This window comes from Bacillus sp. NTK034, from assembly GCF_017303275.1.
Lineage (GTDB): Bacteria > Bacillota > Bacilli > Bacillales > Cytobacillaceae > Cytobacillus.
The window spans coordinates 183,184-208,200 of sequence record NZ_JAFKOJ010000002.1 but is presented as its reverse complement, the minus strand read 5'-3'; the positions used below and the strand labels follow the sequence as shown (position 1 = coordinate 208,200).

Annotated in this window: 27 protein-coding genes; 26 read left to right on the top strand and 1 reads right to left on the bottom strand. The window is 41.3% G+C overall.

Features of this window, described 5'->3' with window-relative positions:
* The first annotated feature begins 12 nt into the window (after nt 1–12).
* From JI665_RS07160 to JI665_RS07120, 9 genes are all read left to right on the top strand, one after another.
* A complete protein-coding gene (locus tag JI665_RS07160; protein ID WP_206838189.1) occupies nt 13–1,275 on the top strand; it encodes a tetratricopeptide repeat protein in 1,263 nt (420 codons plus the stop codon).
* Between the two features lie 89 nt (nt 1,276–1,364).
* Nucleotides 1,365–1,910: a ReoY family proteolytic degradation factor gene (locus JI665_RS07155; RefSeq protein WP_206838187.1), complete on the top strand. Its 546-nt coding sequence runs from the start codon at nt 1,365–1,367 to the stop codon at nt 1,908–1,910.
* Between the two features lie 124 nt (nt 1,911–2,034).
* On the top strand, nt 2,035–2,499 hold the full coding sequence (locus JI665_RS07150) for a YpiF family protein (protein WP_206838185.1): 465 nt from the start codon (nt 2,035–2,037) through the stop codon (nt 2,497–2,499).
* Nucleotides 2,500–2,648: 149 nt separating this feature from the next.
* The gene (locus JI665_RS07145) at nt 2,649–3,155 is read left to right on the top strand and encodes a ubiquinol-cytochrome c reductase iron-sulfur subunit (RefSeq protein WP_009332737.1); all 507 of its coding nucleotides are present in this window, start codon (nt 2,649–2,651) and stop codon (nt 3,153–3,155) included.
* Between the two features lie 3 nt (nt 3,156–3,158).
* Complete coding sequence (gene qcrB / locus JI665_RS07140) at nt 3,159–3,833, top strand: menaquinol-cytochrome c reductase cytochrome b subunit (RefSeq protein ID WP_035330156.1); 675 nt, start codon at nt 3,159–3,161, stop codon at nt 3,831–3,833.
* A 43-nt stretch (nt 3,834–3,876) separates the two neighbouring features.
* Nucleotides 3,877–4,644, top strand: a complete 768-nt coding sequence (locus JI665_RS07135) for a menaquinol-cytochrome c reductase cytochrome b/c subunit (protein WP_009332735.1) — start codon at nt 3,877–3,879, stop codon at nt 4,642–4,644.
* Between the two features lie 122 nt (nt 4,645–4,766).
* The gene (locus tag JI665_RS07130) at nt 4,767–5,363 is read left to right on the top strand and encodes a DUF1405 domain-containing protein (protein WP_206838183.1); all 597 of its coding nucleotides are present in this window, start codon (nt 4,767–4,769) and stop codon (nt 5,361–5,363) included.
* Nucleotides 5,364–5,497: 134 nt separating this feature from the next.
* A complete protein-coding gene (gene ypjB / locus JI665_RS07125; RefSeq protein ID WP_206838181.1) occupies nt 5,498–6,274 on the top strand; it encodes a sporulation protein YpjB in 777 nt (258 codons plus the stop codon).
* Nucleotides 6,275–6,632: 358 nt separating this feature from the next.
* Complete coding sequence (locus JI665_RS07120) at nt 6,633–7,313, top strand: zinc metallopeptidase (RefSeq protein ID WP_206838179.1); 681 nt, start codon at nt 6,633–6,635, stop codon at nt 7,311–7,313.
* A 101-nt stretch (nt 7,314–7,414) separates the two neighbouring features.
* On the opposite strand, the gene JI665_RS07115 is transcribed toward JI665_RS07120, so the two are convergent.
* Entirely contained in the window at nt 7,415–8,287 is an 873-nt protein-coding gene (locus tag JI665_RS07115; RefSeq protein WP_206838177.1) for a YitT family protein, read from the bottom strand.
* A gap of 218 nt (nt 8,288–8,505) precedes the next feature.
* On the opposite strand from JI665_RS07115, the gene JI665_RS07110 reads away from it, so the two are divergent.
* The 17 genes from JI665_RS07110 (at nt 8,506) to JI665_RS07030 (ending at nt 24,983) form a co-directional block, all read left to right on the top strand.
* Nucleotides 8,506–8,838 carry a nucleotide pyrophosphohydrolase gene (locus JI665_RS07110; RefSeq protein ID WP_206838174.1) on the top strand — a complete coding sequence of 111 codons (333 nt, stop codon included), beginning with the start codon at nt 8,506–8,508 and terminating at the stop codon, nt 8,836–8,838.
* Between the two features lie 13 nt (nt 8,839–8,851).
* A complete protein-coding gene (gene dapB, locus JI665_RS07105; protein ID WP_206838171.1) occupies nt 8,852–9,655 on the top strand; it encodes a 4-hydroxy-tetrahydrodipicolinate reductase in 804 nt (267 codons plus the stop codon).
* Between the two features lie 14 nt (nt 9,656–9,669).
* The gene (mgsA, locus tag JI665_RS07100; RefSeq protein ID WP_206838169.1) at nt 9,670–10,092 is read left to right on the top strand and encodes a methylglyoxal synthase; all 423 of its coding nucleotides are present in this window, start codon (nt 9,670–9,672) and stop codon (nt 10,090–10,092) included.
* On the top strand, nt 10,079–10,795 hold the full coding sequence (bshB1, locus tag JI665_RS07095) for a bacillithiol biosynthesis deacetylase BshB1 (RefSeq protein WP_206838167.1): 717 nt from the start codon (nt 10,079–10,081) through the stop codon (nt 10,793–10,795). The genes mgsA and bshB1 overlap by 14 nt, the downstream gene beginning before the upstream one ends.
* Nucleotides 10,792–11,937 carry an N-acetyl-alpha-D-glucosaminyl L-malate synthase BshA gene (gene bshA / locus JI665_RS07090; protein ID WP_206838165.1) on the top strand — a complete coding sequence of 382 codons (1,146 nt, stop codon included), beginning with the start codon at nt 10,792–10,794 and terminating at the stop codon, nt 11,935–11,937. The genes bshB1 and bshA overlap by 4 nt, the downstream gene beginning before the upstream one ends.
* The gene (locus tag JI665_RS07085) at nt 11,934–13,142 is read left to right on the top strand and encodes a CCA tRNA nucleotidyltransferase (protein ID WP_206838164.1); all 1,209 of its coding nucleotides are present in this window, start codon (nt 11,934–11,936) and stop codon (nt 13,140–13,142) included. The genes bshA and JI665_RS07085 overlap by 4 nt, the downstream gene beginning before the upstream one ends.
* Entirely contained in the window at nt 13,115–14,098 is a 984-nt protein-coding gene (locus JI665_RS07080) for a biotin--[acetyl-CoA-carboxylase] ligase (protein WP_206838162.1), read from the top strand. Before JI665_RS07085 ends, JI665_RS07080 begins: the two co-directional genes overlap by 28 nt.
* Nucleotides 14,099–14,367: 269 nt before the next feature.
* A complete protein-coding gene (gene panB, locus JI665_RS07075; RefSeq protein ID WP_206839288.1) occupies nt 14,368–15,204 on the top strand; it encodes a 3-methyl-2-oxobutanoate hydroxymethyltransferase in 837 nt (278 codons plus the stop codon).
* A complete protein-coding gene (gene panC, locus JI665_RS07070; protein WP_206838161.1) occupies nt 15,201–16,049 on the top strand; it encodes a pantoate--beta-alanine ligase in 849 nt (282 codons plus the stop codon). The genes panB and panC overlap by 4 nt, the downstream gene beginning before the upstream one ends.
* A gap of 23 nt (nt 16,050–16,072) precedes the next feature.
* Complete coding sequence (panD, locus tag JI665_RS07065) at nt 16,073–16,456, top strand: aspartate 1-decarboxylase (RefSeq protein WP_206838158.1); 384 nt, start codon at nt 16,073–16,075, stop codon at nt 16,454–16,456.
* A 174-nt stretch (nt 16,457–16,630) separates the two neighbouring features.
* Entirely contained in the window at nt 16,631–19,432 is a 2,802-nt protein-coding gene (gene dinG / locus JI665_RS07060; RefSeq protein ID WP_206838156.1) for an ATP-dependent DNA helicase DinG, read from the top strand.
* Nucleotides 19,433–19,587: 155 nt separating this feature from the next.
* A complete protein-coding gene (locus JI665_RS07055; RefSeq protein ID WP_206838154.1) occupies nt 19,588–20,436 on the top strand; it encodes an ATP-dependent DNA helicase in 849 nt (282 codons plus the stop codon).
* 298 nt (nt 20,437–20,734) lie between these two features.
* A complete protein-coding gene (locus JI665_RS07050) occupies nt 20,735–20,905 on the top strand; it encodes a YpmA family protein (RefSeq protein ID WP_009332715.1) in 171 nt (56 codons plus the stop codon).
* 15 nt (nt 20,906–20,920) lie between these two features.
* A complete protein-coding gene (locus JI665_RS07045; RefSeq protein WP_206838152.1) occupies nt 20,921–21,394 on the top strand; it encodes a DUF5590 domain-containing protein in 474 nt (157 codons plus the stop codon).
* A gap of 58 nt (nt 21,395–21,452) precedes the next feature.
* Entirely contained in the window at nt 21,453–22,637 is a 1,185-nt protein-coding gene (locus JI665_RS07040) for a pyridoxal phosphate-dependent aminotransferase (RefSeq protein WP_206839287.1), read from the top strand.
* A 166-nt stretch (nt 22,638–22,803) separates the two neighbouring features.
* A complete protein-coding gene (gene asnS, locus JI665_RS07035; RefSeq protein WP_157380205.1) occupies nt 22,804–24,096 on the top strand; it encodes an asparagine--tRNA ligase in 1,293 nt (430 codons plus the stop codon).
* 176 nt (nt 24,097–24,272) lie between these two features.
* Entirely contained in the window at nt 24,273–24,983 is a 711-nt protein-coding gene (locus JI665_RS07030) for a DnaD domain-containing protein (protein ID WP_206838150.1), read from the top strand.
* Nucleotides 24,984–25,017 lie beyond the last annotated feature (34 nt).

Here is a 25,017-nt window from a genome sequence, read left to right as displayed (position 1 = left end):
AAGGAACTTAGTATGGATAAAGTAAATAAAATCATTACTCTATTAGAAAACGGTCATCACGAAGAAGCATTGGAGAGCTATCAGCAAATACTGCTGGATGGTTCACATGAAGAAAGGTTCCTGCTGGCAGAAGAACTGTTCCAGTATGGATTCCTTGAGGAATCAAAAGCATTATATGAACGTCTTCTGGAAGCATATCCGGAAGAAGGGGAACTGCTGGTTCTGTTAGCTGAAACACATATTGATCTTGGACATGAAGAGGAAGCCATCCTCGTTCTCGAAAGAATAAATGAGCATGACCCAAGCTTTCCGCAGTCGCTTCTCCTATTAGCAGACCTTTATCAAATGGATGGTCTATTCGAGGTCAGCGAACAAAAGCTGCTGAAAGCAAAAGAAATATTGCCTGATGAAGTAATAGTAGATTTTGCTCTGGGTGAACTCTATGCAGAGCAGGGAAGATTCCTGGAAGCAAAACGGATTTACGAAAATGTTCTCGGGAAAGAGGAAGTCATTGCAGGCATAAATGTAAATCAGAGAATGGCGGATATTCTCAGCGCAGGAGGGGCATTTGAGGAAGCCCTTCCTTATTACGAAAAAGCGCTTGATGATAAACTGGAGATTAATACCCTTTTCAGCTATGCTTTTACAGCGCTGCAAGCAGGCTTTAACCGTACAGCAATTGAAAAATTGACAGAACTGAAGGAACTTGACCCCGAGTATCATTCACTGTATTTATACCTTGCTCAGGCATACGAGCGGGAGGAAGAGGCTGGAAAAGGCCTTGAAGCGGTGAAGGAAGGCATAAAACAGGATGAATTTAATAAAGAACTATTCTTCTATGGCGGTAAGCTCGCCCTGAAAAATGGCAATGAAAAAGAAGCTGAAGATATGTTCAGGCAGGCTCTTGCGCTGGATCCCGAATATGTCCAGGCAGCCATTTATTTAAATAGACTGCTTCTCCAGCAGGAAAAATATGAAGATGTAATCGAGATCACTGATATTTTGAATGAGCTTGAAGAGCCGCAGCTTATTTGGGATTCAGCTGTTGCCTTTCAGCATACTGAAGAATATTCAGAGGCATTAAACAAATATCAGCTTGCATATACTTTCTTTAAACAGCAGCCTGATTTTCTTTCAGATTACGGATATTTTTTAGCAGAGGAAGGAAAAAGGGAAGAGGCTGCCGAAATTTTTAATACACTAATTAAATTGGAGCCAGGCAATGAAGAGTATCTCGATGTTCTGGAAAGACTCACTGATGATTTTCTTGCTTAAATGAGGAAACTGCTTTTTTAAGCGAAGGGTGACCTTATTGTAATTTCAGTTAGGCCAAATTTGTCTGTAAGCAGAGGAGGGAATCAAAAATGGCGACCCCTGTATCTGTCAACGAGAAAAAAGATTTTATCCGCTGGTTTTTAAACCATTATCAGCTCAAAAGAAGAGAATGCGTATGGATTCTCAATTATTTGATGAGCCATGACCAGCTTATGGAGAAAGTGCATTTTGTGGAGCAGGCACAGTATTGTCCAAGAGGCCTCATCATGTCCACCCATTGTGTGGATGAAGTACCTTTCCGTTTTTATAAAGAGAATGTAATGACCACAGATGCGGAGAAGTCCTTCCATGATATCCGCTTAAACAGGGATGAAGAGATTTACATTCAGCTTAATTTCCATGCTTCCAACAAAGCCCATCAGTATGCAGCTGTCATGGAGGAAAACCCCTTTATGCCAAAAACACTGCAGATTAATGAAAAGGACCGGCTGATCGCTGAAAGGTTCCTGACAGAAAGCCTGGAGAAATTCAGAAGAGAAAAACTCCTTGAGCTGATTGATGAAGCACTGGATAAGCAGGATAAAAAAGCCTTTAACATTTTGACTCAGCAGCTGAATAAAATAGAAATAACCTAAGCCTTGCTTTTATAAAAGCAGGGCTCTTATTTTGTCAGCGACCTTATAGCGTAATCTGATTTGAAGCACTCTAATCATTAATGATATATTAAGGGAGGCAAATATATGTAATGGAGTGAATGATATGAAATGGGTATCCCAGGATATCGAAATGTTCCTTAAAGAAAAGCAATATGTAGACACTGCAGTTCTGCCGCTCCTTCCGGTATCATTTGGCGATGATATCAAACAGTCAGTAGCCATGACAGAATTTATATCGCTTCTAAGTGTGCAGCTTGAACGGCAATTCAGAGGGCGGCTGATCATGCTTCCTGGCTATGCCTATCTGAAATCAGCAGGGGAAGACAGCCTGCTCAGCGGCTTGGGCAAATGGGAAGCAGAATTGAAGGCACAGGGATTTAAGCACATATTCCTTCTAACTTCTGACAGCATGTGGAAATCACTTGAAGACCGCTTGGAAGGAGGTTTGATTTGGCTGCCATCCCTGCCTCTTGAGCATATGAATGAAAACTATCGAAATTCCATTCTGGATGACCAGGTAAAGCAGCTGTTGAATTTATTCGTCCAAAAGTGGCAAAATGGTGAATAGTGTGAATGTTAAGTCGCTCTATTTACATGTTTCGCCAAAGGATTATATTGACCTTACATAAAGATTGATATATCATTGTTATGTCCTAGTTTTATATTGTGTTGAATTTTGTCCGTTGGACTTAACTTCATAATAGAGGGGGGAAAAGTATGAGCAAAAATCGAGTTTCTAGACGTCAATTCCTAAACTATACACTTACTGGTGTAGGCGGTTTCATGGCAGCTGGCATGCTGATGCCGATGGTCCGTTTTGCGGTCGATCCTGTATTGCAGGCAGCTGGTGAGAGTGATTTTATCCCAACAAAGCAAAAAGTGGCTGAAATTACTGAAACGCCAACAAGGGTTGATTACACATTTGAACAGCAGGATGCTTGGTACACATCCGAAGTTACCGGCACTGCTTGGGTTTATAAGGATGAAAAAGGTGAAATTGTAGCATTGTCTCCAGTATGTAAGCATTTAGGGTGCGTAGTTGACTGGAATACTGACAAATCAAACCCTGATCATTTCTACTGCCCTTGCCATGGCGGCCTTTATACAAAGGATGGGACAAACGTTCCAGGTACACCGCCGGTTGCAGCGCTAGATGTATTTCCTTACACAGAAAAAGATGGCTTTTTGTATTTAGGCAAGGCTGAACCGCGAAAGGAGGCGTAATAATTGTTAAACAAAATTTATGATTGGGTAGATGAACGTTTAGATATTACGCCGATTTGGCGGGATATTGCCGACCACGAAGTTCCTGAACATGTAAACCCTGCACATCACTTCTCTGCATTCGTTTACTGTTTTGGCGGTCTGACGTTCTTTGTAACTGTAATTCAAATTTTATCCGGTATGTTCCTGACAATGTATTATGTTCCGGATATTAAAAATGCATGGGAATCCGTGTATTATCTACAGAACCATGTTGCATTTGGACAAATTGTCCGCGGTATGCACCACTGGGGAGCAAGTTTGGTAATCGTAATGATGTTCCTACATACGTTACGTGTTTTCTTCCAGGGAGCTTATAAGAAGCCCCGTGAATTAAACTGGGTTGTCGGAGTGCTTATTTTCTTCATTATGCTTGCACTTGGACTTACAGGTTACTTATTGCCTTGGGATATGAAAGCCCTTTTCGCTACAAAAGTAACAATCCAGATTGTAGAATCAACTCCGCTGATTGGAGAATATCTGAAAATACTTATTGCCGGACATTCTGATATTGTCGGCGCTCAGACTATCACCCGATTCTTTGCCATCCATGTATTCTTCTTACCGGCTGCACTATTCGGGTTAATGGCTGCCCACTTTATTATGATCCGTAAACAGGGTATTTCAGGACCGTTGTAAGAAATAATTTTTTGATCATTGCAAAAGGAGGGGAAATCGCCCAATGCATCGTGGTAAAGGTATGAAATTCGTAGGTGACTCTCGTGTTCCTGCAGAACGCAAACCGAATATCCCGAAAGACTATTCGGAATATCCAGGAAAAACAGAAGCATTCTGGCCAAACTTCCTATTAAAGGAATGGATGGTAGGGGCTGTATTCCTTATCGGTTTCCTATGCTTGACAATTGCGCATGAGCCGCCATTAGAAAAAATTGCTGATCCTAGTGATACAGCTTATATCCCGCTGCCAGACTGGTACTTCCTGTTCTTGTACCAGCTTCTGAAATACAGCTATGCTTCTGGACCATATAATGCAATCGGTGCTTTCATTATTCCGGGTCTTGCATTCGGAGCTTTGCTGCTTGCACCATTCATAGACCGCGGACCTGAACGCCGTCCGTCCAAGCGTCCTCTAGCAACTGGTTTCATGCTATTGGCTCTTGCCGGCATCACTTTCCTGACTTGGGAGTCTGTTGCACATCATGACTGGGAAGCTGCAGCACAGCAAGGTAAGATTGTGGCTGAAGTAGAGTTTGATAAAGAGGACGAAGGCTACAAGATTTTTGAAGCGAACGGCTGTATTTCCTGCCACGGAGGAGATCTTCAGGGTGGAGCAGGTTCACCTGCACTTGTTGACACTGGGTTAACACCTGAAGAAGTTGCTGACATTGCTAAAAACGGTAAAGGCGCCATGCCTCCAGGAATGTTCAAAGGAACTGATGAAGAACTTCAAAAGCTTGCTGAGTTTATTTCTGGCCTTGAAAGCAAATAATTGGTAAAGAAGCTGGCATTGCCAGCTTCTTTTTTTATGCACATAAATGGTTCGTTTTTTTACATGCACTTGGTGTGGTAAAATAATGAAATAATCGTGTACATAGAGAAGGAGAACAAACTATGAAATGGATCTATCCTTTATTAGGCAGCAGAGCTATGCTGATACTGCTTCTGATCATTAACACGGCAGGCACAATTTATGGGTATATCTGGTATAAGTGGCAGCTTGTCGAGACACCGCCAATTTTCCTGCCCTTTGTACCGGACAGTCCTACAGCGAGCCTGTTTTTTATGTTTGTGCTAATCGCCTTTCTATTGGGCAAAAATTGGCCAATGTTTGAAGCATTAGCTATTGTGACCCTTATTAAATACGGAATATGGGCTGTAGTAATGAATTTGCTGGTTTTTCAGGTGACAGGTGAATTGGATCCAGTTGCCCTCATGCTGATCTTCTCGCATGGTGCAATGGCAGTCCAGGGGGTTCTATATGCACCTTTCTACCGTTTTAAAGTATGGCATCTTGTTTTAACGGGAATCTGGACTTTTCATAATGATGTAATTGATTACGTCTTTTTCATGCTGCCGCGCTATCCTATTTTAGATCTGTACACACCGCAAATCGGCTATTTTACATTTTGGCTAAGTATTTTTTCATTAGGAACCGCTTATTACTTCGCCTTAAGAAAGAAGCGGTTCAGTCTGGATATAGTAAAGTAATGCTCCGCCAAAACATTGAGCGTTTTGGTCCTCGTATCTGAAAGAAATAACCTTGCTAAGGTAAATAATTTCTGGTCTAACCTTGTCCCTCTTTTCATATTTATCTAATAGTAATTTGAGGGGGGACAAGTTTAATGAGGCGAAAAGTAATCGCATTCTTATTCATTCTTATGTTATTGCCTGGAATGGTGTCAGCAGATAAGACAACACAAATAGATAAATTAGACCAATTATCTAATGAAGCCTTACAGATGGTTAAGCTCCATAGGTATGAGGATGCCAAGAAGCTTTTGGAGTATTTTTCCGAGCAATTTGTTGCTGTGAATGGCAAGGAAAGGCCATTTACAATGGACGAACTGCGGATTATTACCGTCTCCCATGATGATGCTGTACAAGCTGCTGTCAATACATCAATGAGCCATGAAGAAAGGCTGAATCATGCAACAAAATTCCGCCTTGTAATGGATGCAATCTCCTCAAAATATCAGCCTTTATGGACCGAAATGGAGAAGCCGATTATGACGGTATTTGTTGAAGTTAAGGAAGCCGCATACAGTGGAAATAACGAAAACTTTCATTCACATTTGAATTCCTTTTTGTCTTTATATGAGGTTATTTATCCAAGTTTAAAAATTGATGTTGATGCAGAAAAGGTACAAAAACTGAACGCACGCATTAATTTTATCGATCATTACCGGCCGCAGGTGCTTTCTCAGCAGGCAAGCCAGCAGGAACTTGCTGCATTGGAAAATGATCTGCAGACAATCTTTGATGAAATGACAGAAGATGAAACAGATCCATCCCTTTGGTGGGTGATCATTTCAACAGGGAGCATAATCATTATTACATTATCTTACGTAGGCTGGAGAAAATATAAGGGAGACAGGGCAAGACAAAAAAATCGATCTTAAATACAAAAGGCTGTTTTCGTAAGGTTTGTTGCTTTTTGTATATGATTTGCTGAGTTGTAGCGGAAGGTGCGAGACTTCTGCGGGAGTAGCGGGACAGGTGAGACCCCGCAGGCGCGCAGCGTCGAGGAGGCTCACCGCCCGCCCCGCGGAAAGCGAGCAACCTGGAACGGAAATCAACGGACAATATTATTGGCGATAAACAACAATATATACGAAAAGAGCCTTACAAAAAATGAGAGTCTTTTCCCGTTTTGTAATCAAGAGAAAAGGGAAAAGATAGGCAGAGCGATTTGTATGCTGGATATCTTCAGGTCAGCGGTTAAAATTCAACAAGATCAGCTTGATGGGAGGTACTAAAATGGGAGGATATCTCATTTATTTTGCAATAATTATTCTTGTTCCGCTCTGGGCGCAAATGAAAGTAAAGGGAGCTTACAGCAAATATTCAAAAGTTCCTTCATCCACGCAAATGAGAGGTGCTGAAGTAGCCAGAAGAATTCTGGATGAAAATGGCTTATATAACGTTGGCGTGGAGGAAACCAGGGGGCATTTAACAGATCATTATGATCCGCGTTCTAAGAATGTCAGGCTATCAGCAACAAATTATCACGGCCATTCAGTAGCAGCAGCTGCTATTGCGGCCCATGAGGTTGGCCATGCAATTCAGGATAATCAGGATTACGCTTTTCTGCGTTTTCGCCATGCGCTGGTGCCTGTTGCGAATCTTGGTTCAAACTTCTCCTGGATTCTGATCATGATCGGTTTTTTTGCAGGGTTGAGCGGAATGGTGCTGCTGGGAATTATCTTTATGGCAGCTGCAGTGGTTTTCCAGCTCATCACTCTTCCAGTGGAGTTCAATGCATCTAATCGTGCGATGGATCAGGTAGTGTCACTCGGAATAATAAGAAACGATGAAGAGAGAGAAACTAAAAAAGTTTTGAATGCAGCTGCATTGACATATGTGGCGGCAGCTGCTGTTGCTGTGCTGGAATTGCTGCGTTTAATCCTTATTTACACAGGTATGACAAGGTCGGAGTAAGAAAAGCCGCTGGCGCCCGGAGCTAGTCTGTGTAAAAGCTGGGTAGCCGGCTTTTTGCTGAAAAAAGAGATGTCCATCATGACATCTCCTGGAACTACTCTTTAGCGTTCAACCGGCTTTTTATTTTCATCCAAAGTAAAGCCTTCCCCCAGTACATCATGGACAGCTGTAACCGATACAAAAGCATGCGGATCAACAGCTGTGATGACATTTTTCAAACGAACAATTTCATTACGGCCAACTACACAATAGAGCACTTCACGCTCTATCTTGGTGAAGGAGCCATGGCCTTTTAACACAGTGACACCCCGGTCCATTTCTTTCATGATTTTATCGGCAATGGCATCATTTTGTTCTGAAATAATCATCGCTCCCCTTGCTGCATAGGCCCCTTCTTGCATAAAATCAATTACTTTGGCACCGATAAAAACAGCCACAAGAGTATACATTGCTTCCCTGTAATCCAAATATGTAATTAATGAAAGTGCTATTACAAAAAAATCAAAAATGAACATCGTTTTTCCCATGCTGACCCCTGCGTACTTATGGGTAAGCCTCGCGATTATATCCACTCCGCCTGTTGTGCCCCCATACCTGAAAATGGTCCCAAGACCAATCCCGATGAAGACTCCGGCGAATAGAGAAGCAAGAGTTAAATCCTCTTTTAGAGGCATTTCGATCTGGTACCGCTGAAAAATCCATAAGAAAATGGACACACCGACCGTTCCTATGATCGTATAAACAAAAACATTCCTGCCAAGAAGTTTCCACCCTATAAAGAAAAGGGGTATATTCAGCAGCAAGTTTGTATAAGAAGGATCCCACTTGAACAGGAAATATAAGAGCAGCGTTATCCCGGTGAATCCGCCTTCAGCCAAATTATTCTGCATATTAAAATGAACAAGGCCCCACGAAAAAATGGCCGCTCCAAGCAAAATGAAAAAAAAATTCTTAAACTTTAATCCAAAATGCATATTATCCCTCCACTGCCTGAATATCACAATACCAAAGCGTATCTAATTATATAAGATACAGAATATAAGAGCAATGACCTTTCAGGGACATGAAGGCCCACGGGAATCAATTAAGCTCGATGATAAAAAATATTTGTAAAATAGCCGATCTTTAGCTTAACATGAAAAGTGGTAATCTCCGTATATAGAAACACCTATTAAAAGCAGAGGTGAAATAAATGCAAACAGCAAAATCAATGAAGGATATGCAAACAGAAGTAGACTCATACATAAGCCAATTTAAAGAAGGCTATTTCAGTCCATTGGCCATGCTTGCAAGAATGACTGAAGAACTTGGGGAACTATCCAGGGAAGTGAACCATTACTATGGTGAAAAACCCAAAAAATCCACTGAAGAAGAAAAGGCGATCGAAGAAGAGCTTGGAGATATGCTTTTTGTTCTAATATGCTTTGCAAATTCCTTAAATATTGACTTGGAAGAAGCGCACGATCGTGTCATGAAAAAATTCAGCACACGGGATAAAGACAGATGGACAAGAATTGAAGAATAGAGGAGAGAAGACAATGGATAAAGTTAAAATTGTTATAGCGGGACCGCGGGGACGAATGGGAAGTGAAGCCGTCCACCTTGTTAATCGAATAGAAAACTATGAAATAGCTGCTGTGATCGATCATAAAAATGGCGGAGGCTTTCTTGGCGATTTTGAAGGATTCTCACAGTTTGGCCAAGTTCCGGTTTACACAGATCTTGCTCTATGCTTTCAGGACCTAAAACCGGATGTGCTTATCGATTTGACCACTCCTGAAGTAGGAATGTTCCACACAAAAACAGCCCTGGAGTATGGTGTAAGGCCTGTTGTTGGAACAACGGGCTTTTCGAAGGAAAATTTGAAAGAACTTGAAGAACTTTGCCAGGAAAAAGGAATCGGCTGCATTATTGCCCCAAACTTTGCACTTGGTGCTGTATTAATGATGAAATTCTCACAATTAGCAGGAAGATATTTTAACGATGTGGAAATTATAGAGCTGCACCATGATCAGAAATTGGATGCTCCATCTGGAACTGCAGTGAAAACAGCAGAAATGATTGCTGATGTAAGAGCGAAAAAAGAGCAGGGCCACTCACAGGAGAAGGAAACGATTCCTGGTGCAAGAGGCGCAAATTTTGATGGCATGCATATACACTCTGTACGTCTTCCTGGCCTGATTGCTCACCAGCAGGTTATGTTCGGGTCGGAGGGACAAACATTGACCATCCGTCATGACTCCTATAACAGGGCTTCCTTTATGTCTGGAGTAAAGCTTGCTGTTGATACAGTTTTAAAAATTGATACTCTCGTCTATGGCCTCGAAAATATTATTGATTAGAAAGGAGTGCCAACATGAATATTGCCTTAATTGCCCATGATAAGAAAAAGGATGATATTGTAAGATTTGCGATCGCCTATAAATCAATTCTTGCTGAACATACCCTTTACGCTACTGGAACAACTGGTTCACGTATCATGAATGAACCTGGCCTTTCCATTCATCGTTTTCAGTCTGGACCACTTGGCGGGGACCAGGAAATTGGTGCTTTAATTGCCAACAATAAAATGGATGTTGTATTTTTCTTCAGAGATCCTCTGACTGTTCAGCCTCATGAGCCGGATGTTTCAGCTTTGGTGCGGCTATGTGATGTATATGCCGTCCCGCTGGCGACTAATATGGGTACTGCTGAAATAATTATTAAAGGCCTGGAACGCAATGATTTATCATGGAGGAATATTGTAAGTGAAAAAGGTGACATGAATGAACCTGGATAATCTTGATATTCTGGCATTTGGTGCGCATGCTGATGATGTTGAAATCGGCATGGGCGGAACAATTGCCAAATTTGCCTCTATCGGAAAAAAGATTGGAATATGCGACTTGACCCGGGCCGAGCTTTCCTCTAATGGGACGGTTGAAATCCGTAAAGAGGAATCACTGCAAGCAGCTGAAATTCTGGGGGTCAGCGTTCGGGAGACTCTTAACTTGCCTGACAGGGGTTTATATTTTAACCAGGAGTACATAAAAAAGATTGCGGAAATAATCCGTAAATACAAGCCTGCTCTTGTGTTTGCGCCTTATATGGAGGACAGGCATCCTGACCATGGACATTGTGCCCGGCTTGTAGAAGAAGCGGTCTTTTCGGCCGGAATCAAGAAGTATGAAACAGGCGGCAATTTTGCTCCTCATAAGGTGAAAAGCCTGCACTTTTACATGATAAATGGTTTCCATAAGCCTGACTTCCTAATCGATATCTCAGCTTTTATGGATAAAAAAACTGCAGGACTGGAGTCTTATCAAAGTCAGTTTGCAAAAAGCCCAAATTCATTTGATACACCACTTGTCAACGGTTATATTGAGACTGTTGCAGCAAGGGAAGGCCTATTTGGAAAACAGGCCGGAGTGGAATATGCGGAGGGTTTTAAAGTCAATAAACCCTTAATGGTAAATTTGGATATATTCGGTGGAGAATTATGAGAAAAAAATTAAAAATAGGTATCACCTGCTATCCCACGGTGGGAGGATCAGGTGTTGTTGCAACAGAACTGGGTAAAATGCTGGCCGAAAAGGGCCATGAAATACATTTTATTTCATCAAGCCTCCCTTTTAGACTGAAAAGGATGTACCCAAATATTTTTTATCACCAGGTGGATGTAAATCAGTACTCCGTGTTCCAATATGCTCCATACGATATCGCGCTAGCAAGTAAAATGGCAGAAGTAATCAAACGCGAAGGACTTGACCTTCTTCATGTGCATTATGCAATCCCGCATGCAGTTTGTGCGATTCTGGCTAAGCAGATGAGCGGCACGGATATTAAAATTGTCACCACCCTTCATGGAACAGATATTACAGTTCTCGGGTATGATCCATCCCTGACAGATGCGATCCGTTTCGGAATCGAAAAGTCTGATGGCGTTACAGCGGTATCCAATGCGCTCATTTCGCAAACCTATGACCTGATAAAGCCTGATAAATCAATACGAGCAGTTTATAACTTTATAGATGAAAGAATTTACAAGAAAACCGACTCTTCTTATCTTAAAGAAGAATATGGCATAAAACCGGATGAGAAGGTTATCATCCATGTTTCCAATTTCCGCGGTGTAAAGCGGGTGCCTGATGTTGTTAAGGCTTTTGCAAAAATTACGGAAGAAGTTCCTTCCAAGCTGCTTTTAGTAGGAGACGGACCGGAAATGACCGTTATTTGCAGGCTGGTGAATGATCTGGACCTTAAAGATAAGGTCCTGTTTCTGGGAAAACAGGATAATCTGGAGGAGCTATACAGCATCAGTGATTTAATGCTCTTATTATCCGAAAAGGAAAGCTTTGGACTTGTTGCTCTCGAGGCAATGGCATGCGGAGTGCCCTGCATCGGCACTAATACTGGGGGAATTCCAGAAGTAATCAGCGACGGTGAGACAGGTTATATTTGTACTCTTGGAGATATAACTGATATCTCAAAAAAAGCAATTAAACTGCTTAATGATGAGACCCTGCTTGAAAGGTTTGCTTCCCAATCCATTTCACTCGCTAAAAGAAGGTTCAGTGCCAGTCAGATTGTCATTCAATATGAAGATTTTTATTATGAACTTTTGGAAAAAGGTGACCTTCCATGAATGAAGCTTTTTTAAAGGCAGTTCCTGTCCTCGAGAATATAGAAGAGGCAGGTTATGAGGCCTATTTTGTAGGAGGATCTGTCAGGGATTATATTCTTGGCAAGGAAATTGCTGACGTCGATATTGCCACTTCCGCTGCCCCTGAGGAAGTCAAAACCTTATTCCCAAGAACACTTGATGTGGGCATTGAGCATGGCACTGTGGTTGTTCTGCATAATGGCATACCCTATGAAATTACAACTTTCAGGTCAGAGGCTGAATATCTGGATTTTAGGCGGCCTTCAAAAGTTCAATTTATCAGATCTCTGGAAGAGGATTTGAAAAGAAGAGATTTTACAATGAACGCCATTGCCATGGATAAGGAAGGGCATCTCATTGATCCATTTAACGGCAGGGGAGCAATAGAAGAGAAGAGAATTTGCACCGTTGGACAGCCTGCTGAGAGATTTACTGAAGATGCACTTCGAATGATGAGAGCAGTCCGCTTTTTTAGTCAGCTTGCATTCGAAATTGAAAAAAAAACTTATGATGCTTTGGCATCTTTGGCTCATTTACTTGAAAACATTGCAGTCGAAAGAAAGCTGGCAGAATTCGAAAAACTATTAGCAGGAACCAGCCGGATGAAAGCTCTTATGGTCATTGGGGAAACAGGATTGTCTAAGTATCTGCCAAATATGTCTGGCTTCCAAAAGGAATTAATGCAGGCAGAAGATTATAATGCAGCTGAACTGACAGTGGAAGAAATGTGGGCCTTTCTAGCATGCATCTTTGATTTAGGTGAGCCGCAGGCTGAAGATTTTTTAAAAAGCTGGAAACTGCCTGTAAAGAAATTAAAAAAGATATTGGCAATTATTAAATGGATTCGGTATAGAGCCAATAATAAGTGGGATGCCTATTCCCTTTACCAGGCAGGATGCATTGCACTAAACGCCGAGCGGGTCCGCAACGTAATCTTACACGAGGACTCAAGCAGGGGAGCCAATACCCTGGTGAGTCAATATAATGCTCTGCCGATTAAAGTGAGAAGCGATCTTCAGCTTACTGGAGATAACCTGATGGATTGGTTTGGCAAACCTCCTGGTCCCTGGATCAAAGCAGAGCTTGAAAAAACGGAGAAAGCTGTCTTGCACGGCGAATTGATTAACAGCAATGAATCCATAAGGGAGTGGCTCATAAATTGCAATCAGAAATTAGGAAAAAATTGATTGATGCTTTTACAAAAAGCAAGGAGGAATATCTTTCAGGCCAGTATTTAGCCGACCTGATTGGCTGTTCAAGAACGGCTGTATGGAAGCATATTGAAGAGCTGAGGAAAGAAGGTTTTGAACTGGAAGCGGTCAGAAGAAAAGGATATCGGATTACGAAAACACCTGAAAAGGTTTCTCCAGATGAAATCAGGCTGGGTTTGCAGACTGAAGCACTAGGCCGTCAAATTCATCATGAAGAAAGTGTTGATTCAACTCAGAAGATTGCCCATCGTCTTGCTTTCGAAGGTGCACAGGAAGGTACAGTCGTCATTGCGGAAGAACAGCTGTCAGGCAGGGGAAGAATGGACAGGAGATGGCATTCCCCCAAATCAACAGGCGTCTGGATGAGTGTTATCCTGAGGCCGAACATTCCACCTCCCAAAGCACCGCAGCTTACGCTAATTACAGCAGTGGCTGTTGTACAGGCGATTGAAGAGCTGACAGATCTAACACCGCAAATTAAATGGCCAAATGATATTTTAATGAACGGGAAAAAAGTTACGGGAATCCTGACTGAACTGCAGGCGGATGCAGACCGCATTATTTCAATAATCATCGGCATCGGAATCAATGTAAACCAGGAGCTTCATGATTATCCAGATGAACTTAAAGACATTGCCACTTCTATTTCGATTGAAAAAGGCGAAAAGCTTTCAAGAGCGGAGCTGATTAGAGTATTGCTGGGCAAACTGGAAAACCTTTATAAACTGTATTTAGATAAAGGATTCTATCCGATTAAGCTTTTATGGGAGAGTTATGCTGTCAGCATTGGCAAGAACCTTACTGCAAGAACTATTACCGGCAGCATATATGGCAAGGCTCTTGGAATTACAGAAGATGGAGTCCTGATGATCGAAGACAGCAGCGGAAAGGTCCATCACGTCTATTCTGCGGATATAGAGCTGGAAGTCTAATTTGTAAACCCAAAATTTTTTATAGCCAATTCTTTCGCCTTTTTGATATACTTTTTATGGGCAGTATCCTAAAAGAACTGCACCTTTTTGCAAGACCATAAAATAAATAGATATCTGCCTAGATCCAAAAAAATGGACCGGGACAGAGGGATGAACTGATATATGAGCTATTGCAAAATCCTTCTGCCTTCAGAAGGGTTTTTTTAATGTTCTGTTTTTTTACTCATTTGGAAGTTTTATTGCCTCTTCCTGTATAAGGAGGACGAATGATGAAGCAAACAACTGATTTTCTAAAAATGAAGGAAAATGATGAGAAAATTGTCATGCTGACAGCTTATGATTTCCCAGCTGCTAAACAGGCTCAAATGGCCAATATAGACATGATTCTTGTGGGGGACTCGCTTGGGATGGTAGTGCTGGGATATGATTCAACGGTTCCTGTTACGATGGAAGACATGATTCATCATGGAAAAGCTGTCAAACGAGGAGCAAAAAATACATTCATTGTGATTGATATGCCATTTATGAGCTATCATTTGTCCGCAAGAGATACACTTATAAATGGAGCAAGGCTCATTCAGGAAACAGGGGCGCATGCTGTTAAGCTAGAAGGCGGTGATGAAGTCGCAGATCAAATCGGAGCGTTAACCAAAGCAGGCATTCCTGTTGTTGCCCATCTGGGCCTGACACCGCAATCCGTGGGGGTTTTGGGGGGATATAAAGTCCAGGGAAAAAACGCTGAAGCAGCAAGAAAGCTGATTGATGATGCCAGAGAATGTGAGAGGGCTGGAGCTTTCGCTCTTGTCCTTGAGTGTGTTCCAAAACAGCTGGCAAAGCAGATTACTGAAGAATTGACGATTCCTGTCATAGGGATCGGGGCCGGCAAGGATACAGATGGACAGGTCCTTGTTTACCATGATGTATTAGGATACGGTGTGGAGCGCGTTCCGAAGTTTGTGAAACAGTATGAAAATCTGAACCCGATAATCTGCGATAGCCTCGCGGCTTTTTCTGCAGAAGTGAAAAACGGATCATTTCCTGATGATTCCCATTCCTTCAATATGAAAGAGGAAGAGCTGATGAGCTTATATGGTGGAAAAGCATGAGAACGATTACTGACATAAGAGAAATGCAAAGTATTGCATTACAGCTTAAGAGGGAAGGAAAGACAATCGGCTTCGTCCCGACTATGGGTTATTTGCATGAAGGCCATCTTTCTTTATTAAGTAACGCCAGAAAAGAAAATGATGTGACAATTGTAAGCATCTTTGTCAATCCGCTGCAATTTGGACCTAAAGAAGATTTAGCGGCATATCCCAGGGATTTCGAACGGGACAGCAGCCTTGCAGAGAACGAGGGGAATGACTACATCTTCTTTCCTTCATCAGAGGAAATGTATCCTGTGATTCCGTCTGTAATGGCCAAGGTGCAGGACCGGACGGATGTCTTATGCGGAAAATCCAGGCCGGGACATTTCGACGGTGTTGCAACGGTCCTTATAAAGCTCTTTAACATTGTACAGCCTGATAAAGTATATTTTGGAATGAAGGATGCTCAGCAGGTAGCCGTTGTTGATGGACTTGTAAGAGATCTCAATATTCCGGTGGAAATTGTCCCTGTTCAGACGGTCAGGGAAGAAGATGGCCTGGCTAAGAGCTCAAGGAACGTATATCTACTTCCTGCAGAACGCGATCAGGCATCAGCTCTCCATCAAAGTCTTAAGATGGCTGAATCCGCTATAGCGGAAGGGGAACTTGATCCTCGAAGGATACTCGCCAGCATGAGGGAATTCATTGAAAAAAATACAAGCGGGGAATTGGATTATATTGAAATTCTATCCTACCCGGATCTTAGACAGCTTTCCCGCCTGGAAGGTAAAATCATCATTGCAATGGCCGTTAAATTCTCAAAGGCCCGTTTAATAGATAACGCTATAATATCAGTAAAATAAGAAAGCTAAGGGAGGAAGGCAGCATGTTTCGCACCATGATGAATGGCAAGATCCATCGTGCAACAGTAACAGAAGCCAATCTTAATTATGTTGGCAGCATCACTATCGATACGGACATTATTGAAGCAGTAGGAATGGCTCCCAATGAGAAGGTTCAAATTGTTAATAATAATAATGGGTCAAGATTTGAAACCTATATAATACCCGGTGAAAGAGGGAGCGGTGTAATTTGCGTGAATGGTGCAGCTGCACGCCTTGTTCAGGAAGGGGATATTGTCATTATCATTTCATATGCTCTCATTCCTGAGGAAAAGGTACCTTATCATGAACCAAAGGTAGCGATAATGGACAGCAGCAATCGGATCGCTGACATGATTCATGCAGAGCCGGAAAGTACAGTATTATAAATAGAGTTTTATAAAGTGCTGAACTCATATGGAGATTCAGCTCTTTTTTATAATAAGCAGTGAATAACGGCCCAGTTCAGGTGGAAGAAAAATAATAAGGGGAAAAGCTATTTGCCTTTTTCTTTTTCCGTTTTTATGATACCGTTTGAATGACTGAATATAGAGGTGTTAGCCATGGGTAATAAATATGTTGTAGTGGATTTGGAAACAACCGGGAACGCCCCGAAAAAAGGCGATAAAATGATACAATTCGCTGCTGTGGTGATTGAGAACGGAAAAATCACAGAGGAATACTCCTCCCTTGTAAACCCGGAGCAATCTATCCCCCCTTTCATAGAAGAGCTGACAGGATTGTCAGATGAAATGGTCGAGAATGCCCCGCTCTTTTCGGAAATTGCCCCTAAAGTCTTGACTTTGCTTGAGGGTGCCTATTTTGTGGCTCATAATGTTTTATTTGATTTATCTTTTTTACAGGAAGAATTGATTGAGGCGGGATATAACGGGTTTTACGGTCCTGTTCTTGATACTGTTGAGATGGCCCGTATTCTTTTTCCGACTGCAGATAGCTTCAAATTATCTGATCTTGCACTCCGGGAAGGCCTTAATCATGAACGTCCCCATCAGGCAGACAGTGATGCGATGGTGACCGCTGAGCTCCTGTTAATATTATTAAACAAGTTAAAAAACCTTCCCCAAAACACCATAGAACAGCTGCATAAGCTGTCTGGAGGTTTAAAGAGTGATCTTGATATATTATTGGACGAGCTTATTGCTGTTAATGAAAGTAAGATTGGGTATTTAGGTGATGAAATGGAAGTTCACAGAGGGATTGCTTTGAAAAAAGAGATGAAGGCACAGAAATCTCCAGGCTCTAAATTTCAGGGCTTTCCACTCAGTGATGAGGAAAAACAGGAAATGTTCATTAAAGCATTCCCTGCTTATGAAAAAAGGCAGGGCCAGTTTATCATGATGGATTCGGTTTATGAAGCGTTCAAACATAAACAGCATGCATTAATAGAGGCAGGCACTGGTGTTGGGAAATCTTTAGCATATCTTGTTCCATCAGCAGTTTATGCAAAGGAAAGCGGAAGAACTGTTCTTATCAGTACCTATACGACACAGCTGCAGGAGCAGCTGCTGACGAAGGATGTTCCTCTGCTGCAAAAGATGCTGTCGTTCCCGCTTAAAGCTGTATTGCTAAAGGGCAGAGGCCACTATATCAGCCTTGCGAAGTTTGTTCAAACTTTAAGAGATGATGAAGATAATTATGATACAACCCTCAGCAAAATGCAGATACTTGTCTGGCTTCTGGAGACTGACACAGGAGATATTGATGAATTGAACCTGTCAAGCGGCGGGATGATTTACTGGAGCAGGATAAAGAATGATGAAACAGCTTTTTTGCAGGATAAGTCGTGGATTTCCAGAGATTTTTATCTTAGGGCAAGAAAGGATGCTCAAAAGGCAGATATCATTATTACGAATCACTCACTGCTTTTAACGGATCTAACAGCAGAGAATATTATTTTGCCTGAATTCAGCCATGTGGTTATCGATGAGGGGCATCATTTTGTTAAGGCATCAGGGAAACATTTTGGCAGCAAGCTTGATTATCTATCAGTTCGGCTGATGCTTGGACAAATTGGATTATTTGAACAGAAACAGTTATATTATAAGCTTGAAAAGCTGGTGGAAGAAAAAGCAGAGACACCTGAGGGATTCATGCATTCTTTTGAAGTCAACCAAATAATTGGTGACATTATACATGAAATGGATGAGTTGTTTAGAGTTATAGCGATTTATGCGAAAAAATATACAAAAGCAAAAAAAAGCGTTAATCGAATTACAGTCCGATTTAATAAAATTGCTGCCAACAAGGAAACGAATGCTGTATTGGCGAGTTCCGAACGTTTTGGATTTATGCTTAAGGAATTAATCCAGGGCATAGACAACCGTGTAGGCGCAGTTTCAAATATTAAATCAGCTCTATCTCTTGAAGAGAAAGCATTAATGGAGGAAGTGGCTTCCATTCTGGATGATTTGAGGGGAATGTATGAGGACTTAAACCATATCTTTCACTTGCCGTCCCCGGAATTTGTTGTTTGGATTGAAATGGATACCCGCTCTGCACAAAATGCCACAACTGTTTACGCACAGCCTGTATCAGTTTCTGAACTTCTTCATGAACAATTCTTCAGCCAAAAGGAAAGTGCGGTCATTACATCTGCCACTTTATCTGTGAAAAATTCTTTCAGTTTTATTCTCAAGGAACTGGGGCTTGAGAAACAGCAATGCACGCTAAAGCAAATTCAATCTCCTTTTGATTATCAGAGTCAGGTTAAGCTCGTGGTTTCTGATGATTTGCCTGAGGTTAATGCAGTACCGCTCGAAGAGTATGTGGCATCTATTACGGAGCATATCATTTCAATTGCGGAAGCAGCGAAAGGAAGAATGCTGATTCTTTTCACTTCACATGAAATGTTAAGGAGAACCTATGAGCTTATTAAGGAATCAGGTTTCCTGGAGGACTTTGCTCTCATTGCCCAGGGTGTTACAAGCGGAAGCCGATCAAGGCTTACGAGGAATTTTCAGCGATTTGATAAAGCTATTCTTTTAGGGACAAGCAGCTTTTGGGAAGGTGTAGATATCCCGGGTGAGGATCTTTCCTGCCTTGTTATTGTCAGACTGCCTTTTTCACCGCCAGATGAACCAATGGCACAGGCGAAAAATGAACAAATTGCAATCGAAGGAAAAAACCCATTTTCCGAATACTCATTGCCCGAAGCAGTTATCCGCTTTAAGCAAGGTGTCGGGAGATTAATTAGAACAAGTTCGGATAGAGGAGTCATCGTGATATTTGACCGGAGAATTATCACCGCAAGATATGGAAAGGCATTTCTGGATTCCATTCCGCCTATTCCTGTCCAGAAAAGTAATATTGATGAAATTGTCGAATTAATTTATACTTGGCTGTAAAAAGTTCAGGGGATTTTCCCTTGAATCCTTCTTCGATGAACACGGCATATGTTTTTATCAGGATAAATTTAGATGATTAACGCATTATAAATTTGTTGGGTTTTTTATTATTAATCCTCAGTCTGCTTTTGTTCATATGTAGGAGGAATGGAAAGATGAACGTGCTGTTCGCCTTTATGCTACTGTTCACGAATTGGTATTACATACCTAAGGACTCACCAGCAGTTCCTGTTAAAGTAGAAAGCATTGACCTAAAATTAAAAAGTGATGAGCTGGCTTTTACGTTTTTTTCTTTATCTGATGGCGAGGCTTCCTTGATTCATCATGGAAATGACGAAAAAGTCCTTATTAACACCGGCGGACAAGGAACAGGGGAAGAATTAAAAAAGCTTCTTGAATTATATGGCGTTAATCGGATCTCAGCAATCATCCTGACAGATGAGGAATTATATAACATAGTCAGCCTTAAATGGCTGATAGAAGATTTCGGGGTTAAAGAAATTATAGCGAATGATTCTGCAGTTTCGGAATTGAAGGGTGAGATCGGAAGCAGTGATCTTAAACTGCATGCCTGGAATCAGAATTTTAAGCAGCAGCTTTTTCCGGGATTGCTTGCAGAAGTCCTGTATGCAGGTAAAGAAACAGGGGAAGGAATGGATATTTCCTTCACATTTGCAAGGCATCGGGTATTATTTATGAACTCGACAAGTCCAAAATCTAAAGATTTTCTCATGGAAAAAGAGCTATCCAATGTTAATATTGTAAAGCTTCCTGCATTTGGAAGGAATGATTCCATTTCAGAAGAGATGATCAAACATTTGGATCCTCAAATCGCCATTCTTTTTTATAGACCATCCATAAAACATGATTCGAATCTGTTCGGACTGTTAAATGATGCCTGGGTTGATGTATATTATACAAGAAAGCACGGAACCGTCACCATCAAATTTACAGACATTAACTATGAATTATTCACGATTTTCCAGGGCGAGGAATTCAACTAAATAAAATTAAACCTTCACGAAAATTCCTTCCGGAAGATATTTTGTGGAGGTAATTAAATTTTTTAATAATTATTATCGGCAGAATCATCATCTTCCTGAAAAGGGTAAACGAAAAAGCTGCGCTTTTAGCGCAGCATGACGTGGTGGACCAGAAGAAAATTTGTAGTTGTTTTAATACCAGTTAATCAAATCTGCTGTTATACTGTTACTTAGATTTATTTCTTTGTAAAATTAGTTTACCCTTAACGGTTGAGTATATAAGTTACAAATATTGTAGAGGCTGAGGAGGAATTCCATAATGGAAAGCAAAATAGAGGTTTTATCTACCGTGAAGATCCAGCAAAGCCCGGATCTGTATAAAATTGTTGATGCATTGAACAGAACTTTAAAAGAAAAAGACTTGATGTTCGGTTTAGCGCTTGATCAGGAAGACCAAAATAAAGCGATCTTTACGATTTATCGTACATAAAAGAGTGATTGAGACATGAAAAAAGCAATATGGGGTATCATTATTCTGCTTGTCATATTCATTGGAGCAGGCTCTTTAATTTATTTCAACAGCATGAATCCGGTTAGAGCGGCAGAATCAAAGGCTGTAGAGCTTGCGGAAAAAGAAACAGATCTTGCTGAAACTGAAGATTTCAATTTATATCATGGTACTGAGACTTACTATGTCATCGAGGGCAAAGATCATGATGGGACGAGCATATATGTGTGGGTTCCAGAAAAAAAGGGGAAAATCGTTACGCTAAAGCAATCTGATGGAATTTCCAGAAATGAAGCCATTAACAGACTTAAGCAGGAGAAAAAAGCTGCTGAAATCATGTCTGTGCGGCTGGGAATGGAGAAAAATATTCCATTATGGGAAATTCATTACCGTTCCGGCAGTGATTTAATAAATTATTATTATATAGATTTTAAAACAGGAGAATGGTTAAAAAAAATTGAAAATCTATAGCCTGAGGCAATACACCGCCTTAGTGCAGGAGAAAATCGGGAGGAAGCAAGCAATGGAGATTCAACTGGCACAAAGAGTAAAAGCATTGACACCATCAACAACTCTGGCAATCACAGCTAAAGCAAAAGAGCTTAAAGCACAGGGACATGATGTTATTGGATTGGGAGCAGGCGAGCCGGATTTTAATACGCCACAGCATATTATCGATGCTGCCGTGAAATCCATGAATGAGGGACATACAAAATATACGCCCTCAGCAGGTCTTCCAGCATTAAAGAAAGAAATCGCAAACAAGTTCAAAAAAGACCAGGGACTTGATTATGACGCTTCAGAAATCATCGTTACCAATGGTGCAAAGCATGGCTTATATACATTGTTCCAAGTTTTGCTGAATGAAGGGGAAGAAGTCATTATCCCGACGCCATATTGGGTCAGCTATCCTGAACAGGTTAAACTAGCTGGGGGAATTCCTGTTTATGCAGAGGGAAGAGAGGAAAATGATTTTAAGATCACCCCGGAACAGCTGGCTAAAAGTATAACTGGTAAAACTAAGGCAGTTATCATTAACTCACCAAGCAACCCGACGGGCATGCTTTATTCGGCTGAAGAATTGAAGGAGCTTGGTGAGGTTTGTTTAAAGCATAATATCCTTATCATTTCTGATGAGATATATGAAAAACTGGTATATGGCGGCCATCAGCATACATCGATTGCCGAACTTTCACCTGAGCTTAAAGAACAAACCATTATCATTAATGGGGTATCCAAGTCTCATTCCATGACAGGCTGGAGAATTGGGTATGCCGCAGGTAATAGGAATATTATCAAGGCTATGACCAACCTTGCCAGCCACAGCACATCCAACCCGACAACAACAGCACAATATGGTTCAATCGCTGCATATGCCGGACCACAGGATACACTGGAAGAAATGAGAGAAGCATTCGAACATCGATTAAATGTTATCTATGATAAATTAATCAACATTCCAGGCTTTACATGTGTAAAACCGCAAGGAGCATTTTACCTGTTTCCCAATGTGAAAAAGGCAGCAGTATTGACGGGATTTGCAAGTGTCGATGAATTTGTGAAGGCGCTTCTCGAGGAAGCGATGGTTGCAGTGATTCCAGGCTCTGGTTTTGGCTCTCCGGATAATATCCGTTTATCATATGCAACTTCTCTTCAATTATTAGAGAAAGCAGTGGAACGGATGCACGGATTTGTTGAAAAGAACATGAAGTAATGTGAAACAGGAGCGGCCGGATCATATCCGGCCTCCTTCTGTGTTTTCTATCTATTTAGAGCGTATAAAAATTTACTGTTATTGCTTGTCAATGTGCTTGAAGGTATAATATATAGCGATACATAAGAAGTGATTGTTTAGATTTTTTTGGAGGGAACATAAATTGATAAAAACAACAATTTCTCAAGTTCATAAATATGTTGATCAGGAAGTTACGATTGGAGCCTGGATTGCCAATAAACGCTCAAGCGGAAAGATTGCATTTTTGCAGCTGCGTGATGGGACTGGTTTTATACAAGGTGTTGTAGTAAAAGCGGAAGTGCCGGAAGAGATTTTTCAGGGTGCAAAATCAGTTACTCAGGAATCTTCCGTTTATGTTACTGGCAAGATTCAAAAGGATGAGCGTTCACCTTTCGGATTTGAAATGCTGGTTACAGGCCTGGAAGTTATTCATCAGGCGGTAGATTATCCGATTACCCCTAAAGAACATGGAACTGAATTCCTGATGGACAATCGTCACCTATGGCTGCGCTCCCGCCGGCAGCATGCAGTCATGAAAATCAGAAATGAAATTATCCGGGCAACATATGAGTTTTTCAATGAGCAAGGTTTTTCCAAGGTTGACCCGCCAATTCTGACGGGAAGCGCCCCAGAAGGCACTTCAGAACTTTTTGCCACAAAGTATTTTGATGAAGATGCTTATTTATCACAAAGCGGCCAGCTTTATATGGAAGCAGCTGCTATGGCTCTCGGAAAGGTATTTTCATTTGGACCGACCTTCCGAGCTGAAAAATCCAAAACTCGCCGTCATTTAATTGAATTTTGGATGATTGAACCTGAAATGGCTTTCTGTGAGTTTGATGATAACTTAAAAGTACAGGAAGAATATGTAGCTCATATTGTACAATCTGTTCTAAAGAACTGTTCTATTGAGCTGAAAACATTAGGCCGTGATACGGAGAAGCTTGAAAAAATTACGGCACCATTCCCGCGCATCACATATGATGAAGCAATTAAGTTTCTTCAGGAAAAAGGCTTTGATGATATCCAGTGGGGAGACGACTTTGGTGCACCGCATGAGACAGCAATTGCAGAAAGCTATGATAAGCCAGTCTTTATCACACACTATCCAACTTCACTGAAACCGTTCTATATGCAGCCTGATCCATCAAGAGAAGATGTTGTATTATGTGCCGACTTGATTGCACCTGAAGGTTATGGAGAAATCATCGGCGGCTCTGAGCGTATTCACGACTACGACCTTCTCAAGCAGCGCCTTGATGAACATAAATTAGATATGGATGCTTACAAATGGTACTTGGAGCTTCGCCAATATGGTTCAGTGCCGCATTCCGGATTTGGTCTTGGTCTTGAAAGAACAGTTGCCTGGATCAGCGGCGTTGAGCATGTACGTGAAACAATTCCGTTTCCTCGTTTATTAAACCGTCTATATCCATAATTAAAAATTAATTGAGATAAAGCAAAAATCCGCCTTCCGCGGATTTTTTGCTTCTTCCGATTCCCGCTAGATCTTTTAGAAGAAACAGTCAAGCTGAATCTTCATGGAAAAGTTACCGGTTTTTCATCTCACTTTGGCCGCTATGTTCATGATATACTGATAAGGAGGTGTCCCGAATGTCTAAAAGTAGTTTATTAAAATGGCTTCAGGAAGGAAATATTTCAATACCTGGAGTCCTGCTGTCACAATATAAAGAAATGAATTTGAATGAGCATGAACTCGTCTTAATTCTTCATGTAATTTCCTATATTGAACACGGGAATGAATTTCCCACCCCTGTAGAATTATCTTCCCGCATGACCATTTCTGTGGCTGAATGTACGGATCTGCTAAGAAAACTAATCCAAAAAGGCTTTATTGACATTAAAGATAGCTACTCTGCTGATGGCATCAGATATGAAAGATACCATCTTGATCCGCTTTGGGAGAAACTTATTGACCAGTTTCTGCTCACCGGCAAAAAAGAGGAAGCAGTTAAGAGTCAGCAAGAGGAAACAGATCTTTATACTTGCTTTGAAAGGGAATTCGGCAGGCCGCTTTCACCTTTTGAATGTGAAACACTTGCGCTTTGGATGGATGATGATCACCATGATCCTCATATAATAAAAGCAGCACTAAGAGAATCTGTCCTATCCGGCAAACTGAATTTCAGATATATAGACCGGATTCTTTTTGAATGGAAAAAGAACGGCATAAAAACGATTGAACAGGCAAAAAGCTATGGCAAAAAATTCAGGCAGAACCAGGCACAGCAAAGGACGAAGAGGGAAGACACTTCATCACAGACAACGAAATCCGTTCCCTTTTATAATTGGCTTGAACAGTAAGCAGGCTTAAGCAGCATCCAAAATTTTGAAGATA